The organism is Cryobacterium sp. GrIS_2_6, from assembly GCF_035984545.1.
Taxonomy (GTDB): domain Bacteria; phylum Actinomycetota; class Actinomycetes; order Actinomycetales; family Microbacteriaceae; genus Cryobacterium.
In genome coordinates this window covers 2,414,010-2,430,188 of the sequence record NZ_JAXCHP010000001.1, presented here as the reverse complement: position 1 = coordinate 2,430,188, position 16,179 = coordinate 2,414,010, and the positions used below count along the sequence as shown (strand labels likewise).

Sequence of the window (16,179 nt, the reverse complement as noted above, 5' to 3'; positions counted from 1 at the left end):
CCCGCCTCCGCACGCTGCCCGGGATTTCGCGCTAGAGCTTCGTGCGGTAGGCGCGCATCGCCAGGGGGAAGAAGACGCCGACGAGGACGACGCAGGAGAGCAGTACCCAGAGGACTTCGCCGCCGACGCTTGTGCCGGGGGTCATGATCGAGTTGCCGACCAGGAGGCCGCGCATCGCGTCGGTGACGTGGGTGACCGGGTTGATTGCGACCCAGCCCTGCAGCCAGCCGGGCATGGTCGCCGCGGGCACGAACGCCGAGGAGCCGAAGGTGAGCGGAAAGACGATCAGGAACGACAAGCCCTGCACGGCGCCCGAGCTGCGGGCGAGCATACCGATGAAAACGGATGTCCAGCACAGGCTCATCGCGAAGACGATCATCAGCACGATGGCCGTCGCGACCGAGTACCACGGGGTCAGGAAGCGGAAGCCGATCGCCGCGCCGAAGGCGAGGGTGACGCCGATCGCGATGCTGTGCCGCACGACGTCGCCGGTCACGGCGCCCATGAGGGGAGCGGACCGGGCGATCGGCAGGGACCGGAACCGGTCGAACACCCCGTTCTTCAGGTCGGAGTTGAGGTTGACGCCGATGGTCATCGCCGTGGTCATGATCGTCTGCACGATGATGCCGGGAAGCGCGAACTGGAGGTAGTCCTGGCTCGTCCCCGCGATCGCGCCGCCGAAGATGAACACGAAGATCACCGTCATCACGATCGGTTGCACCGAGACGTCGAGGAACTGCTCGGGGTTCCGCACCATCTTGGTGACGGTGCGCTGGGCGAGGATCAGCGAGTCGCGGACGATCATGATGCGGCTCCTTCCGTGACGAGGCCGGTGCTGGTGCTGGTGCCGGTGCTGGTGCCGGTGGGGGTTCCGGAGGCGGATGCCGCGGGTACTGCCGACGTGTGACCGGTCAGGGAGTAGAAGACCTCGTCGAGGCTCGGGAGCCGCAGCGAGAGCTCGGTCACGGCGATGTTCTCGGCGTGCAGCCGGGCGACGGTCGCGGTGAGGGCATCGGCGCCGGCGACGGGGACCGAGACGAGGCTCGGGGCTGGAAACTCGGGGGCTCGGGTGCCGACGGAGGCGAGCAGGGCGGTGACGCGGTCCAGGTCACGGTCGTCAGCCGGCCGCACCTCGAGGGTCTGCCCGCCGACCTGGCGCTTCAGGCCCTCCGGGGTGTCGTGGGCGATGACAAGACCGTGGTCGATGACGGTGATCTCGTTCGCGAGGGCATCCGCTTCTTCGAGGTACTGCGTCGTCAGCAGCACGGTCGTGCCCTGGCGCACGAGCGTGCGGATCATCTCCCAGACGTCGTCGCGCTTAGCGGGGTCGAGGCCCGTGGTGGGTTCGTCGAGGAAGACGACGCTCGGACGGCCGATGAGCGAGGCTGCGAGGTCGAGGCGGCGGCGCATGCCGCCGGAATAGGTCTTGGCGAGGCGGCCACCGGCGTCGGTCAGCTCGAATTCCTCGAGGAGCTCGGCGGCGCGGGCCTTGGCATCGGAGCGGGTCAGGCCGAGGAGGCGCCCGATCATCACGAGGTTCTCGACGCCGCGCAGGTCTTCGTCGACGCTCGCGTACTGGCCGGTCAGGCCGATCCGGCGGCGCACGTCGACGGGGTGCGTGACGACGTCGAAGCCGGCGACCGTGACGGTGCCGGCGTCGGGCTTCAGCAGGGTCGCGAGGATGCGCACGGCGGTGGTCTTGCCCGCGCCATTGGGGCCGAGCACGCCGAGCACCCGGCCGGGTTCGACGGCAAGGTCGATTCCGGCGAGTGCCTGGGTCGTGCCGAATCGTTTGGTGAGCCCGCGGGCTTCGATTGCTGCGGTCATTGTGCCTCCTGGGTAGGACACCAGTAGACAATTCCCGCGCTGTCGCCCCGCTGCCGCGCGCTGTCAGCGGCTGTCAGCTGCCGTCAGCGCCGGCGGCGGGCAGCGGATGCCGCGCTACGGCCGGCCGTATGCCTCCAGCAGGCGCAGCCAGACTTCGCTCATCGTGGGGTAGGCCGGGACCGCGTGCCAGAGCCGGCTGATCGGTACCTCGCCGACCACGGCGATGGTCGCTGCGTGCAGGAGCTCTGCGACATCCTGGCCCACGAACGTGACGCCGATGAGCACTTCCCGATCGAGGTCGACGATGGCCCTGGCCATGCCGGTGTACCCATCGGCTTGCAGGCTCGCTCCGGCGACGCTTCCGATCGGATAGTCGAGAACCCGGATCCGGAGGCCGGCCTTCTCGGCCGCCGCCTGGCTGAGCCCGACCGAGGCGACCTCGGGATCGGTGAAGGTGACCTGAGGGACGGCGGAGTGGTCTGCTGTGGCGACGTGGGTGCCCCAGGGGGAGTCGTCGACGGCTCGGCCGGAGGCGCGGGCGACGATTACGTCGCCTGCCGCCCTCGCCTGGTACTTTCCCTGGTGGGTGAGGAGTGCCCGATGGGTGACATCGCCGGTCGCGTACAGCCAGTCGCCTGCGAGATCCGCCGCATCGCCCTGAACGAGCAGGGTGTCGTCGACGGTCAGCCAGCCGCCGTCGGGAAGCCCGACGGCGGCAAGCCCGAGGTCGTCGGTGCGCGGTGCGCGTCCCGTCGCGACGAGGACCTCTGTCGCGGTGACGGTTCCACCGCTCGCGAGGGTGAGCACGACGTCGCCGTCGGCAGAGCGCATCGCGAGAACGGGAGCCTCGCCGGTCAGGACCGTCGCTCCCGCCGCGCGCAGGGCCTCGATGACGAGCTCGCCGGCGAACGGTTCCTCCTTGCCGAGGAGGGAGTGGCGCACGATGAGCGTGACCCGGGCGCCGAGCGACGTGTACGCCGTGGCCATTTCGGCCGCGGTCACACCGCCGCCGATGATGGCGAGGCTCTCCGGGATGTGCTGGGCGCTCGTGGCCTCGCGGCTGGTCCACGGGTCGACGGTGCTGATCCCTGGGATGTCGGGCAGCACGGCGGACGACCCGGTGCTCACCACGACGGCGTGCCGGGCCGTGAGCACGGTCGTGGTCCCGTCCGTGCCGGTCACGGTCACCTCGCGCACGCCGCTCAGGCGGGCATGCCCGCGGACGAGGGCGATTCCCGCGGAGTCGAGCCAGCCGACCTGGCCGTCGTCCGCCCAGTGGCTCGTGAACGAGTCCCGGCGACGCAGCACGGCGGCGACGTCGAGCTCACCGGTCGCGGCCTCGGCGGCTCCGCCGACCCGGCGTGCGGCGGAGAGTGCCGCTCCGCTCCGCAGCAGGGCCTTGGACGGCATGCACGCCCAGTACGAGCACTCGCCTCCGACGAGTTCGCTCTCGACGATGACCGTGCTCAGGCCGCCCTGAACGGTGCGGTCTGCGACATTCTCTCCGACCGCACCACCACCGATCACGATCACGTCGAAGGTCGTGCCGGTCGTGGTCTGGTCGTTCATGGTTTCTCCTGTCGTCGGTGATTGATGCGGTTCTGACGAGCTCCGGTTCTGGTGCCGTGCCCTGCTGGCCCTGCGAGGTACCTCAGCGCCCCACGAATTCCGCCGCGGTTCGGGTCCGGAACGCTTCCATGCCGATCCGGGCATCCTCGCTCGCGGCCAGCACGCCGAGGGTCGGCTGCAGCCCGGCCTCCGCGACGGCATCGCCGAGTCGCACGGCGTCTCGCGCGCTCGCGAGGGTCGCCTGCACCGCAAGCGGGGCCTGAGTGGCGATCCGCCCGGCGAGCTCGAGCGCCCGGTCGAACTCGGTGCCGTCGGGGACGACCTCCTGCACGAGTCCGATCCGCAGGGCCTCCGCGGCGTCGAACATGTCACCGGTGAGGATCCAGCGCATCGCATTGCCCCAGCCGACCGCGCGGGGGAAACGGATCGTTGCTCCGCCGAACGGCAGAATGCCGCGGGCCACCTCGATCTGCCCGAACCGCGTCGAGGCGGCAGCGACCGAGATCTCGCTCGCGAGCATGAGCTCGATCCCGAGCGTGAGGCACGTGCCCTGAACTGCCATCACCACCGGCTTCGAGACCGCTCGGCCGTCGACCTGCCAGGGGTTGACCCCGCCGTCCGGCACCATGTCGATGCCGTCCGGGCCGAGGCGCGGGCCGATATCGGCGAGGTCGAGGCCGGCCGTGAAGTGCTCGCCGAGGGCGTAGACGAGGCCGACCCTGAGCTCGGGGTCGCGGTCGAGTTCGCCGTAGGCAAGGGACAGCTGCTGCAGCATCAGCAGGTCGGCGGCGTTGCGCTTCTCCGGCCGGTTCAGCCCGATCAGGAGCACGTGCCCGCGCCGCTCGGTCAGCACCCGGGGTTCCTGGTGGGCGCGGTCCTGCCCGCCGGGATCGTGCTCTGTTCGGCTCTGTTCGGTGCTGCGCTGCTCGCTCACGGATGCCTTCCTGGTGCTGGTGGGTTTCGGGGCGTTGTCCGCGGTGCCGGACAACGCAGCGTCGGAGTTTTGCGCCACCCACGGCATCCGCTGCCCGGATTCACGGCGTGTGGCGAAAATCTCCGGCGTTGCAGTGCGCGGGTCAGCGGGTGAGGGCGCCGATGATCCGCAGGATGCTCGGCAGGTCGTCGTTCGCGGCCTCGGGGGAGGCGGGCGCGAAGCCCGCGATCGTGGCACCGGCGAGCTCGAACTCGGCCCTGAGCGCGGTGATCGTGCGGCCGAGGGTCTCGACGCTCAGTCCGAAGGGCAGGAGGTTCGAGAGCCCGGTCAGCACGGAGGGGTCGAGCACGTCGAGGTCGAGGTGCAGGTAGAACGCGGTCGCACCCGTCGCGCGGACCGCGGCGAGAATGCCGTCCGGTGACTCGAGCTCCTCGATCGACAGGCTGCGGATGCCCGCCGCACCGATGAGCTCGGTTTCGGCCGGGTCGATGTCGCGGGCTCCCGCGATCACGATTCGGTCGAACGGAACCCGTTCGTCCGCGCCGAGCACGAGACCGTCGACACCCTCGCCGGCGATCGCGCGGAGCACCATGCCGCCGAAAGCTCCGGAGGGCGATGATTCGGGGGTGTGCAGGTCGGGGTGGGCGTCGAGCCAGACCACGGCAAGGCCACCCGGATGCCGCGCCGAGGCGTGGCCGACGGCCGCGAGCGAGACGCCGCACTCGCCGCCGATCGTGAGGACGGGGGTGACGCAGTCGCGCAGCGCACGGGTGAGGCGCTCGCGCACCATCACGAGGCTCGAGAACCGGTCGATGCCGGTGTCCTGCGCGTCGCCGGCCTCGACCGGAACCGGGACTTCGACGGTGGCGGAGGACGGGAGATCACCCCGGATCGCCTCCGCACCATCGCTGAGGCGCATCGCGCGCGGAGAAACCGAACCCTGCCATTGCGGCACGACGACGAAGGAGGGAGCCATACTCCAGTATGCGCCTCGCGGGTTGTCGCCCGCGAGGGCATCGCGCACGTTCTCCGAACTCAAAAGTGTGCCCTCTCGGCGGTTTAGCGCCGACTCACCACGGACTCAGCGCCTGCTCGCCGCCTGCTTCTACTTCTCGATCTCGCTCGCGCCGGAGGACTTGAGCGCTGCCAGGCGGGCGTCGACCTCGGTGAGTTCGCCGAGGTCTTCGAGGCTTTCGAACTGGGCGTCGAGGCTCGACGCGGCGAGCTCGTTCGCCCCGCGCACCTTGGCCTCCTCGCGGCGGATCTTGTCCTCGAACCTGCTGACCTCGCTCGTGGGATCCATGATGTCGATGCTCTTGACGGCGTCCATGACCTTGGTCTGCGCCGCGGCCGTCTTCGAGCGGGCGATGAGCTCGTCACGCTTGGCGGACAGCTGGCCGAGCTTCTCCTTCATCGCGTTGAGACCGGTCTTGAGCTGTTCGACGACGGTGGTCTGTGAGGCGATCTGCGGCTCGGCGGCCTTCGCCTCCTTCTCGGACTGCAACTGGCGGCCGAGCGCGACCTTGGCGAGGTTGTCGAATTTGTCGGCGTCCACGGTGTTGCCCGCTGCGCGCAGCTCGTCGGCCTTGCGGCTCGCGGCGAGTGCCTTGCCGCCCCACTCCGCCGCGGCCTCGACGTCCTCCCGGTGGTCGTCCTCGAGGAGGCGGAGGTTGCCGATCGTCTCCGCGATGGCACCCTCGGCATCCGAAATGCTGTTGCTGTAGTCGCGCACCATCTGGTCGAGCATGAGTTTCGGGTCTTCTGCCGAGTCGATCAGGGAGTTGATGTTCGCCTTGGCAAGTTGTGCGATGCGGCCGAAGATGGATTGTTTGGTCATGACGGTGTCCTTTCGAGTGATTCTGCGGGCGGGTCCAGTGTGGCGCGTGTCTGTGTACTTCCGCTGTATGGGATGAAGTGAACCAGTCCCTGCGCTGCTCCTCGGTGTCGGGGACCGCGTCGTCGAGCTTCTGCTGCAGGGTGAACGCGGCCCGGAGCGCGGCGTTCGCGGAGTCGAGGGCAGCCGGCTGCCCGGTTCCGACGGGAGGCCCTGCACCGGCTGCACCGGCTGCACCGGCTGCTCCAGGTGCAGTCACTGCCCCGCCCCCGCCCAGTCGTTCACCCGCAGGGCCGGTTCGATCGCGACGGTTTCGACCTCCAGAAGCTGCGCATTCGCCAGGGTCGGATTCTGTGCGACCGCGAGCTGGTACTGCCGGTCTGCCCATCGCTGGCGGTCCGCGACTCCGCTGAAGCTGTCGACGTTGGCGACGAACGGGTCGGTGCGGGTCTCCGCGTAGAGCCGGTCGAGAGCGGCGGTCACCTCCCCGGTGCGGGGGCCGAGAGCCCCGACAGTGTCGACGATGTGGCTCGACCCGAAGACCCCCAGGAACAGCAGCCGTCGTGACCGAATGGACTCGCCTCCTTCTGCGCGGGAATCGCAGGCGAGGGCAGGTGCCCGGTGCCCTTCTGCCCGAGCATAGAACGGCCAGACCTACCCGTCTACGAACCCTCTGTTGCGGACTGTGACGGCCCCGTTCGCGTCCGGAGCCGACAGTCCCCACACTGGGAACACCGCACACGACGAAACAGCCTGGAGGGCAGCATGGCCGAGACCACCGCCCCGCGCCTCGCGGTCGTCGAAGTCACCGGAAGCCGCCCGGACCGGCCCGCGTACCACGCCAAGGTCCAGGTCCTCAACGGAACCGTCGTGGCCGCAGGCGAACAGGGCGGCTGGGCCGTCACCCGCCTCGCCGCGGCCGACATGACCATCGCCACCCTGCTCGCCGCAACAGCGGATGCCGACGCGATCGTCATCCTCGGCGGGGAGGACATCACGCCCCGTTTCTACGGCGGCGTCTCCGGGTACCCGGAAGAAACCCTGCACTTCCCGGTCGCCGACGACGGCCAGCTTGCGCTCGTGCGCCGCGCCCTCGAGCGGGGCACCCCGCTGCTGGGCATCTGCCGCGGCCTCCAGATCATCAACGTCGCCCTCGGCGGCAGCATCGTGCAGCACATCGACGAAGGCATCCACCGCAACGTCGACGTGCCGATCGACCGGATCCTCCGCGAACACACCGTCGAACTCCTCGAGGGCACCGTGCTCGCCGACAGCCTCGGCGGCGCGTTCGCCGCCGTGCAGAGCGCCCACCACCAGAGCGTCGACCGCCTCGGCACCGGCCTGCTCGCCGCAGCGGTGGCCCCCGACGGGCTCATCGAGGCCGTCGAGCACGAGTTCGCGCCGATCACAGGCGTGCAGTGGCACCCAGAGGCCCCCGACGCTCCCGCCGACCAGCTCCCGCTGCTGCTGAAGAGCCTCGAGCGCCAGCTCGCGGCGATCGAAGCGGCCGGTCGTATCGCCGCCTGAGCCGAGCCGAGCCCGGCATCCGCTCGGGTAGAGTGTGGGCACCTGTCGAAAGGACCGCACCATCGCCGACGACGCCCTTCCCGGCTGCATCATCCCGGGCAGCACGCACCCCGACGACGCGCTCACCCGTGCGACCGTCGACCTGCTGCGCGACCTGATCCGCAACGCCTGCGTCAACGACGGCACAGCGGACTCCGGCGGCGAGATCCGCAGTGTGCGCACCCTCGAGGGCTTCTTCGCCGGTTCCGGCCTCGACCTCGAGGTCGTCGAACCGCACCCGGGCCGGGCCTCCCTGATCACCCGCATCCACGGAACGGACCCGGGCGCGCCCTCCCTCGCCCTCGTCGGCCACCTCGACGTCGTCCCCGTGCATGAGGCCGGCTGGAGCCGCGACCCGTTCGCGGCGGAGATCGTCGACGGCGAGATCTGGGGCAGAGGCGCTCTCGACATGCTCTGCCTCACCGCGAGCTACGCCGCCGTCACACGTGCCATTGCGACCGGTTCGTTCCGCCCCAGGGGCGACCTCGTGTTCGCGGCCGTCGCCGACGAGGAGGCCGGCAGCGGCCTGGGCGTCGAGTGGCTCACCGAGAACCGCCTCGACCTGATCGACGCCGACTTCGTCCTCACCGAGTCCGGCGGCGTGCCCGTCGGCCCCACCCCCTCCATCTCCACGACGATCGGCGAGAAGGGACTCGCCGGCCGTCGCCTCGTCGTGCACGGCACCCCCGGGCACGGTTCGGCCCCCTGGGGAGCCCGCAACGCCGCCATCATCGCCGCGGATGCGGTCTACCGGCTCTCCCGGTACCACGCGCCCGTGCAGATCACGCCGGACTGGCGCCGCTACGTCGCAGCACTCGACCTCGACCCGGCGCTCGCCGCCCGGCTCCTCGACCCCGTCCGCATCATCGACGCCCTGCACGAGCTCGGCACCCTCGCCGGCTTCGCGCACGCCTCGACCCACACGACCGTTTCGCCGAACGTCGTGCGGGCCGGTGACAAGGACAACGTCATTCCCGCCCTCGCGACGGTGACCCTCGACATCCGGGTGCTGCCCGGCATCGGGGCGGCGGATGTCGACGCCTACCTCCGCGAGGCGCTCGGCGAGCTCGTGGCCGACGTGACGATCGAGGGCGAGGGGTTCGAAGCCGCGACCCGCTCTCCGATCGACACACCGCTCTACGACGCCCTCGGTGCGGCCGCCCGCCGGGCATACCCGAACGCCGACCTGCTGCCGATGCTGAGCGTCGGCGGCTCCGACGCCCGGTTCTACCGCCGCCGCGGCATCCCCGCGTACGGATTCGCCCTGCTCAGCCGGCGCTGGGATTACGGAATGTTCCGCCAGCTCTTCCACGGGAACGACGAGCGGATCGACGTCGAGTCCGTCTCACTCACGGTGAACGCCCTCGACGCCGTCGTGCGGGACCTGCACGGCTGATCGCTTCACGCGGGGAGTGCCGGGCTCGAGCCGCTCGCAGTTGATAAATTGCATGCATTGCTGCACTGTCAGTGGCAGTTGACTTCCGTCGTCATCCGCTCCGGACCTGCGTTGAGAATGACCAGTGCATGCACGGGCGGGCGCAGGGGCGACGACCCGGACAAGAGGTCGATTCAGGGGGCACAGCGCGGGTCCGCCAGCGTCGCTTCTCTCCTGCCCGACGCCCCGGGATCGATCCGGGTCGCGGTGTTCTTGGCGATTCTCATCGGGACCCTCGCATACGCCGCGTCGACGTTCCTCGTGACCGGCGGCGGCCGCAACGGACCATGCCGCCGCCCGCTTGCTGGATGTGTTCGCGTTCGCACTCGACGCAGCGTTCTTCGGGCTGGCCTTCGCCGGGATGGTCCTGCTCGTGCGGAAGCGGCTGCCGCCGTCAACGGCCTCGGTGTGGCTCGACGGTGTGATTGCAAGCCTGGGACTGTTGTCGATCGCGTCTGCGCTCTTCTGTCGTGCCGCCGACGAGATCAGCGTCGACAGCCTGATTTCCCTCATCCAGGCGACCGGCCTTCCCGGGCTCGATCGGCCGGGAGCGCCGGTCGACTTCCTCTGGCAGCTCGCCCGGCTCGGCACGGTGATGGTCCGCACGCTCTCGGTCATCGAGCCGTTCCTGCAGCCCGTCCGTGAGCCCGAGCCCGAGCCGGAATCAGCCTGAGCCGAGCCGTCAGGCCGTGCCGATCAGGCCGTGCCGATCAGCCCGTGCCGATCAGCCTGTGCCGAGTAGCGCGCACTGATCCTGCAGGCGCGAACGGATGCCGGCATCGGCGCACAGCGCGATCGCCCGTTGGTAGGCGACCCGGGCATCCGTTACCCGGGCGGCCTGGGCGAGCAGGTGTGCGCGGGTCGCCCAGGCCGGTTGGAAACGATCGGCGCCCGGCAGCACGGCGACGGAATCGAGAGCGGCCAGTCCGGCCGCTGGTCCCTCGACCGCGCCGACGGTCGCCGCAAGCGCCACCCGGGCGCCGAGCGTGGGCGCGATCTTCACGAGCGCGCCATAGAGGGCCAGAAGCGCCGGCCGGTCGGTCTCGCCCGAGCGAGCCCGGTCGCAGTGCACAGACTCGATTGCCGCCTCCACCTGGAATCGTCCGATCTGGTCGAAACCGTGGGCCCGCCGGAGCAGCGTTTCCCCCTGCCGGATCAGCTCGCGATCCCACCTGGCCGGATCCTGGTCGTCGAGGGCGATCGTTGATCCGTCCGGTGCGGCGCGTGCCGGTGCCCGGGACAGCGAGAACGACAGCAGCGCGGCAAGGCCGAGCACCTCGGGCTCGCGCGGCAGCAGGGCCGCGAGCACGGTCGCGAGGTACAGCGACTCCGCCGCAAGCGACTCACGCACACTCGGCCCGGCTGCACGCTGACAGTCGATCGCATAGGCGCCGTAGATCGCCTCGAGCACCGCGGGGAGCCGCCCGGAGAGTGCTGTCAGCCCCGGCACGGTGAAGGGGATCCGCGCGTCCCGAATCCGCCGCTTCGCCCGCACGAGGCGCTGCGCCATCGTGGATTCCGGCAGCGAGAAGGCCACCGCGATCCGGGCCGCGTCGAAACCGAGCACCGTCTGCAGCATCAGGGGCGTGCGAATGCCCGAATCGATCGCCGGGTGCGCGCAAACGAAAAGCAGTTCGAGGCGCTTGTCGGGGATCTCATCGGGGTCGACGTCGTCGAGCGAGAGCGGTGCGGGCGGATCGAACGACCCAGACAGTCCGAACAGCACGGTCGGGTCGAGCGGCACGGTCCGGCGCACGGCGATGGACTTCCAGCGGTCGCGGAGCCGATTGCGCGCCACCGTGAGCAGCCATCCCTCGGGGTTGACGGGAATGCCGGCCGTCTGCCACCGGGTCAGCGCCTCGAGGAAGGCATCCGCAAGGGCATCCTCGGCGGACGGGATGTCGCCGCCCGGCGCCGCGATCAGCGCGAGCAGCCGGCCGTAGGACTCCCGGGCGACGGATTCCGCCCGCGCCCTGGCCGCGTCCTTGGTTGCGACCGCGGCCGCGTCGACGGCTGCGTCGCCCGCGCCCGCTACGCTCATTCCTGGCCGCGCCATGCTCCGTCCCGGAAGATGATCGCCGACGGACGGATCTCGACAGCCCCGTACTGGGCGGCGGGGCACTGTTCGGCCCATGCGATTGCCGCATCGAGGTCTGGCACCTCGATCACGAAGGTGCCGTTGAGGCGCTCCTTAGTGTCCGCGAACGGGCCGTCCTGCACCCGGAGCGCGCTGTCGCGCACGGTGACGGTCGTCGATGCGGACACGGGCTGCAGGATGTCGGCCGAGATGAGCACCCCGGCGGCGTCGAGCGACTTCCCATAGGCATCGAAGGCCGCGCGTCCCCATTCCATCATCTCGTCGCTGATGTTGGCGTCTTCGGCTTCCTGGTTGATCACGAGCAATGAGTAACGCATGAGATTTCCCTTCGTCGTTGTGATACTGACACCACAATGACGAGCGAGCACGCCCCCGATCGACACCCGCCCGATCGACACCCGCCCGATCGACACCCGCCCATGACTCATCCGAGAAACGTGGACGGTCAGCGGGCGCGCAACCCGATCGACGTCGTGATCGCCTCATGCTGGCCGCCGGAATGCACGAGATGCAGGTCGTCGCCGGTGACCGTGAGCTGGCTCCGGTAGCAGCGCAGGGCGGCCGTCGTCACGGTGCGACGGGCCTCGAGGTCGAGCCATTCGGCATCCGCTGCCGGTTCGAGCACGATCTCGGCGAAGGGGGTCTGCCCGGCGAGGCACGCCGCACGGGCCGCCTCGTGCATGCGCACATGGTCGGGGTGGCCGTAACCGCCGCCGTGGTCGTAGCTGATCACGAGGGCGGGCCGAACGTGCCCGATCAGCGCCACGACATCGGCCGTGACCTCGTCAAGGGGAGCCACCGCGAGGGCATCGGCGTCTCCGGCGGCGGCCGGACCGGCGAGTCCCTCCCGGATCCAGGTCATGCCCGAGTCACGGTAGCGGCGCGGCGGCCGTCCTTCGGCGCGCGCGGGAGCCTGGCCGAGCCAGAACCGGTCGGCGATCCCGAGGACCTGGGTGGCCCTGTCCAGCTCGTCCTCGCGAACGCGTGCGAGCGCCGCGGTGCCCTCGAGCCCGGACAGCGGTCCGGCGACGACTTCGCCGCGCTCGCCACGGGAGGCGGTCAGGAGCGTCACCCGGGTGCCGCGCGCGACGAGTTCGGCTGCGAGGGCTCCCGTGGTCAGGGTTTCGTCGTCGGGGTGCGCGTGCACGAGCAGGACGACCGGGAGGCCGTCGAGGATGCTCACGCGATCCGCAGCCGGCGTCGGTCGTCGTACTCGTCCGCGGAGCACGGCTCGAGCAGGCCCCGGTACACGTCCAGAAGACCCCGCGCGCTGCGCGGCCAGTCGAGGCGTTCGGCGCGGGCGCGGGCGTCGACGGACAGCCGGCGGGCGAGGTCGGAATCGCCGAGAAGGGTCGTGATCGCCGCACCCCAGGCCTGCGGGTCGCGGGAGCCGAGCACGATCCCGGTGTCGCCGTCGAGCACGGCTTCGCGGAGGCCCCCTGACGCCGAGGCGACGACGGGCACTCCGCTCGCTGCCGCCTCGAGGGCGACCAGGCCGAAAGTCTCCGAGTGGGAGGGGATCAACACGACCCTGGCGTCGCGGAACAGTGCCGCGAGATCGGCGCGGCTCTGCGGGCCGAGGAATCGTACGGTGTCGGCGATCCCGTTCCGTTCGGCGAGGTCACGGAGCCCATCGATATAGCCGTCGAAGTCGCCGGAGGCGTCGCCCGCGATGATGAGCTCCGGCCGGAGTGCCGCAGGGACCGCCGCTATCGCCTCGACCGCGAGGTCGAGTCCCTTGAGCGGCTGCAGGCGGGCGGCGACGATCGCGTAGCCGGGGCCTGGCTCGGCAGCGCGGATGCCGGACGCCGGGTGGAAGAGGTCGGCGTCGACGCCGGGGGAGACCACGAAGATCCGCTCGGGCGAGCCGCCGAGCCTGGTCACGATGGTGTCTGCCTCGGCGTTGCTGATCGCGACGAGGGCGTCGGATTCGCGGGCGAGCCAGGCTTCGCCGCGCATCCGCCCCGGTGACTCCGGCCGTTCGCCGGCCGAGAGCGGCGTCGAGGGGTCTGCGGCGATGCTGTGGAAGCTCTGCACGTGCGGGATGCCGCGGCCCTGGGCGAGCGGGAGCGCGGCCATGCCGGAGAACCAGTGGTGCGAGTGGATCACGTCGTAGTCGCCGAGGGCGGCCAGGCCGACCCGGAATTCGTCGATGACCGCCTCGTGCGCCCCCTTGCTGATGGGTTTCGCCGGACCGGCCTGGAGGAAGCGGAGGGTGAGGCGCGGTGCGAGGACGACGGCGTCCGGAAGTGCGGCCGAGGACCGGCGGGTCACGATGTCGACGGTGTGGCCGGCCGCGGCCATGGCCTCCGCCTGCTGGCGCACCACTACGTTCATGCCGCCGGCGTCCCCGGATCCTGGCTCGTCACCCGGCGAGGTGTGCAGGGAGACGAGGGCGATGCGGAGGCGGGAGGCTACGGGAGACACCCGTGAATCTTAACGCAGTCGCCTGAACCCGCCCTGTCCGGGCGTCACAGTCGTCCTCGTGCTGTCGGGGAGTCAATTGAGTGTTTCAGTCAGGTTTAACCTTGACGAGAGGCCGGCGCGGGGTTCTGGTGACTGAAACCGTCATTCAGCCGAAACATCCTCGCCACGTGACCTCCCTAGATTTAGGCGCATCCGATTCCGCACCTAGTCGCGGAGCAGCATGCCGTAGCAAAAGGGGTATTCATGAGTGGAAACAGCGCCCGCCGTCAAGCGATCAGGGACGTCGAGGCCTATATTCCTCCGGCCCCGAGCTTCACCGCGACCGAGACGCCCGGCCAGATCTTCGGCGAGAACGTCTTCAACAAGGTCGTCATGCAGAAGCGACTTCCGAAATCCGTCTACAAATCCGTGATGGCAACGATCGAGAATGGCGCGCGGCTCGATCCCCTCGTTGCGGATGCCGTCGCATCCGCCATGAAGGACTGGGCGCTCGAAAAGGGTGCGACCCACTACGCCCACGTCTTCTACCCGCTCACCGGACTGACCGCAGAGAAGCACGACAGCTTCCTCGAGCCCGTCGGCGATGGCACGGCCCTTGCCGAATTCGCGGGCAAGACCCTCGTGCAGGGCGAGCCCGACGCGTCGAGCTTCCCCAACGGCGGCCTGCGCAACACCTTTGAGGCCCGCGGGTACACCGGCTGGGACGTGACGAGCCCGGCATACGTGCTCGAGAACCCGAACGGCAACACCCTCTGCATCCCGACCGTGTTCGTCTCGATGACCGGCGAAGCGCTCGACCACAAGACCCCGCTGCTGCGCTCGCAGCAGGCGATGGGCGAACATGCCGAACGCATCCTGCGCCTCTTCGGGCACAGCGATCCTGCCCGCGTCGTCTCGTTCTGCGGCCCTGAGCAGGAGTACTTCCTCGTCGACCGGCACTTCTTCCTCGCTCGCCCCGACCTGCTCAACTCCGGCCGCACGCTCTTCGGCGCCAAGCCGCCCAAGGGCCAGGAGTTCGACGACCACTACTTCGGCGCCATCCCCGAGCGTGTCCTCGGCTTCATGATGGACACCGAGCGGGAACTCTTCAAGCTCGGGATCCCGGCGAAGACCCGGCACAACGAGGTCGCCCCCGGCCAGTTCGAGATCGCGCCGATGTTCGAGCGCGGAAACATCGCCGCCGACCACCAGCAGCTGCTCATGACGACGTTCAAGTCCGTCGCCAAGAAGCACGGGATGGCCTGCCTGTTCCACGAGAAGCCCTTCCAGGGCGTCAACGGCTCGGGCAAGCACGTCAACTTCTCGCTCGGCAACAACGAGCTCGGCAGCCTGCTCGTCCCGGGAGACAACCCGCATGACAACGCCCAGTTCCTGGTGTTCTGCGCCGCCGTCATCCGCGCCGTGCACAAGTACGCCGGCCTGCTCCGCGCCTCGGTCGCCTCCGCGACCAACGACCACCGCCTCGGCGCCAACGAGGCCCCGCCGGCGATCATCTCGATCTTCCTCGGCGACCAGCTCGCGGACGTCTTCGAGCAGATCGCCCAGGGCCCGGCGACCTCGTCCAAGGACAAGGGTTCGATGGTGATCGGCGTCGACACGCTCCCGGTGCTGCCGACCGACCCGGGCGACCGCAACCGCACGAGCCCGTTCGCGTTCACCGGAAACCGCTTTGAGTTCCGTGCCCCCGGCTCGATGCAGACCGTCGCAGGGCCGATGGTGACGATCAACACGATCATGGCCGAGTCGCTCGACTACGCGGCGACCGAGCTCGAGGCCGCGGTCGCAAGCGGCGCCGATTTCGACATGGCCGTTCAGAGTCTGCTCACCCGGATCATCACCGACCACGGCGTCGTCGTGTTCAATGGCGACGGGTACTCCGATGCCTGGCCGATCGAGGCGGAGAAGCGCGGGCTCGCAAACCTGCGCACGACCCTCGATGCCCTGCCCGAACTCATCACCGAGTCGGCACTCGACCTGTTCGACAAGTACAAGGTCTTCAACCACCGCGAGATGCACAGCCGCTATGAGATCGGCCTCGAACAGTACGCTCTCACCATCGGTGTCGAGGCGCGCCTCACGCTCGAGATGGGGGCGACCGTCATCCTCCCCGCCGCCGTGCGTCACCAGACCGAACTGGCGATCAATATCGGCGCCCTCACGGCCGTTGGCGTTGAACCCGACCACGCCGCACTGAGCGAGGTGTCCGCCCCGATCACCAAGCTCCGGTCCGCGCTCGCCGTGCTCCGGGACGCGCTGGCCGGCGAATCGGAAGAGACCGCACTCGGCGAGGCAGAGCACGCCCGCGACGCGCTGCTTCCGGCGATGTCCGCGGTGCGCGCCGCCGCAGATGCCCTCGAAGAGATCGTCGCGGACGACCTGTGGCCGCTCCCGACTTACCAGGAGATGCTCTTCATCCTGTAGCGGCAGAGCACATCCGCCGTCCGCCCGGTCAGCCTGTTTCTGCTGGCCGGGCGGATGCGCGTTCTGAC

General features: G+C 69.8%; 15 protein-coding genes. 4 read left to right on the top strand and 11 right to left on the bottom strand.

The features are described 5' to 3' along the window. Positions 1-31 precede the first annotated feature (31 nt). The 7 genes from RCH22_RS11995 to RCH22_RS11965 form a co-directional block, all read right to left on the bottom strand. Positions 32-805 carry an ABC transporter permease gene (locus RCH22_RS11995; RefSeq protein WP_327014163.1) on the bottom strand — a complete coding sequence of 258 codons (774 nt, stop codon included), beginning with the start codon at positions 803-805 and terminating at the stop codon, positions 32-34. Further along, complete coding sequence (locus RCH22_RS11990) at positions 802-1,827, bottom strand: ATP-binding cassette domain-containing protein (RefSeq protein WP_327014162.1); 1,026 nt, start codon at positions 1,825-1,827, stop codon at positions 802-804. The genes RCH22_RS11995 and RCH22_RS11990 overlap by 4 nt, the downstream gene beginning before the upstream one ends. A gap of 114 nt (positions 1,828-1,941) precedes the next feature. After that, positions 1,942-3,396: an NAD(P)/FAD-dependent oxidoreductase gene (locus tag RCH22_RS11985; RefSeq protein ID WP_327014161.1), complete on the bottom strand. Its 1,455-nt coding sequence runs from the start codon at positions 3,394-3,396 to the stop codon at positions 1,942-1,944. 82 nt (positions 3,397-3,478) lie between these two features. Continuing rightward, complete coding sequence (locus tag RCH22_RS11980; RefSeq protein WP_327014160.1) at positions 3,479-4,408, bottom strand: crotonase/enoyl-CoA hydratase family protein; 930 nt, start codon at positions 4,406-4,408, stop codon at positions 3,479-3,481. Positions 4,409-4,472: 64 nt separating this feature from the next. Next, a complete protein-coding gene (locus RCH22_RS11975) occupies positions 4,473-5,306 on the bottom strand; it encodes an arginase family protein (RefSeq protein ID WP_327015519.1) in 834 nt (277 codons plus the stop codon). A gap of 129 nt (positions 5,307-5,435) precedes the next feature. Continuing rightward, positions 5,436-6,167: a PspA/IM30 family protein gene (locus tag RCH22_RS11970; RefSeq protein WP_134561924.1), complete on the bottom strand. Its 732-nt coding sequence runs from the start codon at positions 6,165-6,167 to the stop codon at positions 5,436-5,438. A 252-nt stretch (positions 6,168-6,419) separates the two neighbouring features. Further along, positions 6,420-6,647, bottom strand: coding sequence for a hypothetical protein (locus tag RCH22_RS11965; RefSeq protein ID WP_327014159.1), 228 nt, complete (start codon positions 6,645-6,647; stop codon positions 6,420-6,422). A 282-nt stretch (positions 6,648-6,929) separates the two neighbouring features. Between RCH22_RS11965 and RCH22_RS11960 the strand changes: the two genes are divergently transcribed. The 3 genes from RCH22_RS11960 to RCH22_RS11950 all read left to right on the top strand — a co-directional run bounded on the left by RCH22_RS11960 (position 6,930) and on the right by RCH22_RS11950 (position 9,838). Further along, positions 6,930-7,691, top strand: coding sequence for a gamma-glutamyl-gamma-aminobutyrate hydrolase family protein (locus RCH22_RS11960; protein WP_327014158.1), 762 nt, complete (start codon positions 6,930-6,932; stop codon positions 7,689-7,691). A gap of 34 nt (positions 7,692-7,725) precedes the next feature. Further along, complete coding sequence (locus RCH22_RS11955; protein WP_327014157.1) at positions 7,726-9,126, top strand: M20/M25/M40 family metallo-hydrolase; 1,401 nt, start codon at positions 7,726-7,728, stop codon at positions 9,124-9,126. A gap of 349 nt (positions 9,127-9,475) precedes the next feature. Then, positions 9,476-9,838, top strand: a complete 363-nt coding sequence (locus RCH22_RS11950) for a hypothetical protein (RefSeq protein ID WP_327014156.1) — start codon at positions 9,476-9,478, stop codon at positions 9,836-9,838. A gap of 51 nt (positions 9,839-9,889) precedes the next feature. Here RCH22_RS11950 and RCH22_RS11945 read toward each other — a convergent pair whose 3' ends face one another. From RCH22_RS11945 to RCH22_RS11930, 4 genes are all read right to left on the bottom strand, one after another. Then, entirely contained in the window at positions 9,890-11,206 is a 1,317-nt protein-coding gene (locus tag RCH22_RS11945) for a DUF6596 domain-containing protein (protein WP_327014155.1), read from the bottom strand. Beyond that, positions 11,203-11,580, bottom strand: a complete 378-nt coding sequence (locus RCH22_RS11940; RefSeq protein ID WP_327014154.1) for a YciI family protein — start codon at positions 11,578-11,580, stop codon at positions 11,203-11,205. Before RCH22_RS11940 ends, RCH22_RS11945 begins: the two co-directional genes overlap by 4 nt. Before the next feature lie 128 nt (positions 11,581-11,708). Next, a complete protein-coding gene (locus tag RCH22_RS11935) occupies positions 11,709-12,446 on the bottom strand; it encodes a PIG-L family deacetylase (RefSeq protein ID WP_327014153.1) in 738 nt (245 codons plus the stop codon). Next, a complete protein-coding gene (locus RCH22_RS11930) occupies positions 12,443-13,690 on the bottom strand; it encodes a glycosyltransferase (protein WP_327014152.1) in 1,248 nt (415 codons plus the stop codon). Before RCH22_RS11930 ends, RCH22_RS11935 begins: the two co-directional genes overlap by 4 nt. Before the next feature lie 243 nt (positions 13,691-13,933). Here RCH22_RS11930 and RCH22_RS11925 point away from each other — a divergent pair, with 243 nt between their 5' ends. After that, positions 13,934-16,111, top strand: a complete 2,178-nt coding sequence (locus RCH22_RS11925; RefSeq protein ID WP_327014151.1) for a glutamine synthetase III — start codon at positions 13,934-13,936, stop codon at positions 16,109-16,111. Positions 16,112-16,179: the final 68 nt, after the last annotated feature.

Coding starts and splice junctions, on each gene's coding strand:
- RCH22_RS11995 (WP_327014163.1), bottom strand. CDS start 805: ATGATCGTCCGCGACTCGCTGATCCTCGCCCAGCGCACCGTCACCAAG.
- RCH22_RS11990 (WP_327014162.1), bottom strand. CDS start 1,827: ATGACCGCAGCAATCGAAGCCCGCGGGCTCACCAAACGATTCGGCACG.
- RCH22_RS11985 (WP_327014161.1), bottom strand. CDS start 3,396: ATGAACGACCAGACCACGACCGGCACGACCTTCGACGTGATCGTGATC.
- RCH22_RS11975 (WP_327015519.1), bottom strand. CDS start 5,306: ATGGCTCCCTCCTTCGTCGTCGTGCCGCAATGGCAGGGTTCGGTTTCT.
- RCH22_RS11970 (WP_134561924.1), bottom strand. CDS start 6,167: ATGACCAAACAATCCATCTTCGGCCGCATCGCACAACTTGCCAAGGCG.
- RCH22_RS11960 (WP_327014158.1), top strand. CDS start 6,930: ATGGCCGAGACCACCGCCCCGCGCCTCGCGGTCGTCGAAGTCACCGGA.
- RCH22_RS11945 (WP_327014155.1), bottom strand. CDS start 11,206: ATGAGCGTAGCGGGCGCGGGCGACGCAGCCGTCGACGCGGCCGCGGTC.
- RCH22_RS11940 (WP_327014154.1), bottom strand. CDS start 11,580: ATGCGTTACTCATTGCTCGTGATCAACCAGGAAGCCGAAGACGCCAAC.
- RCH22_RS11925 (WP_327014151.1), top strand. CDS start 13,934: ATGAGTGGAAACAGCGCCCGCCGTCAAGCGATCAGGGACGTCGAGGCC.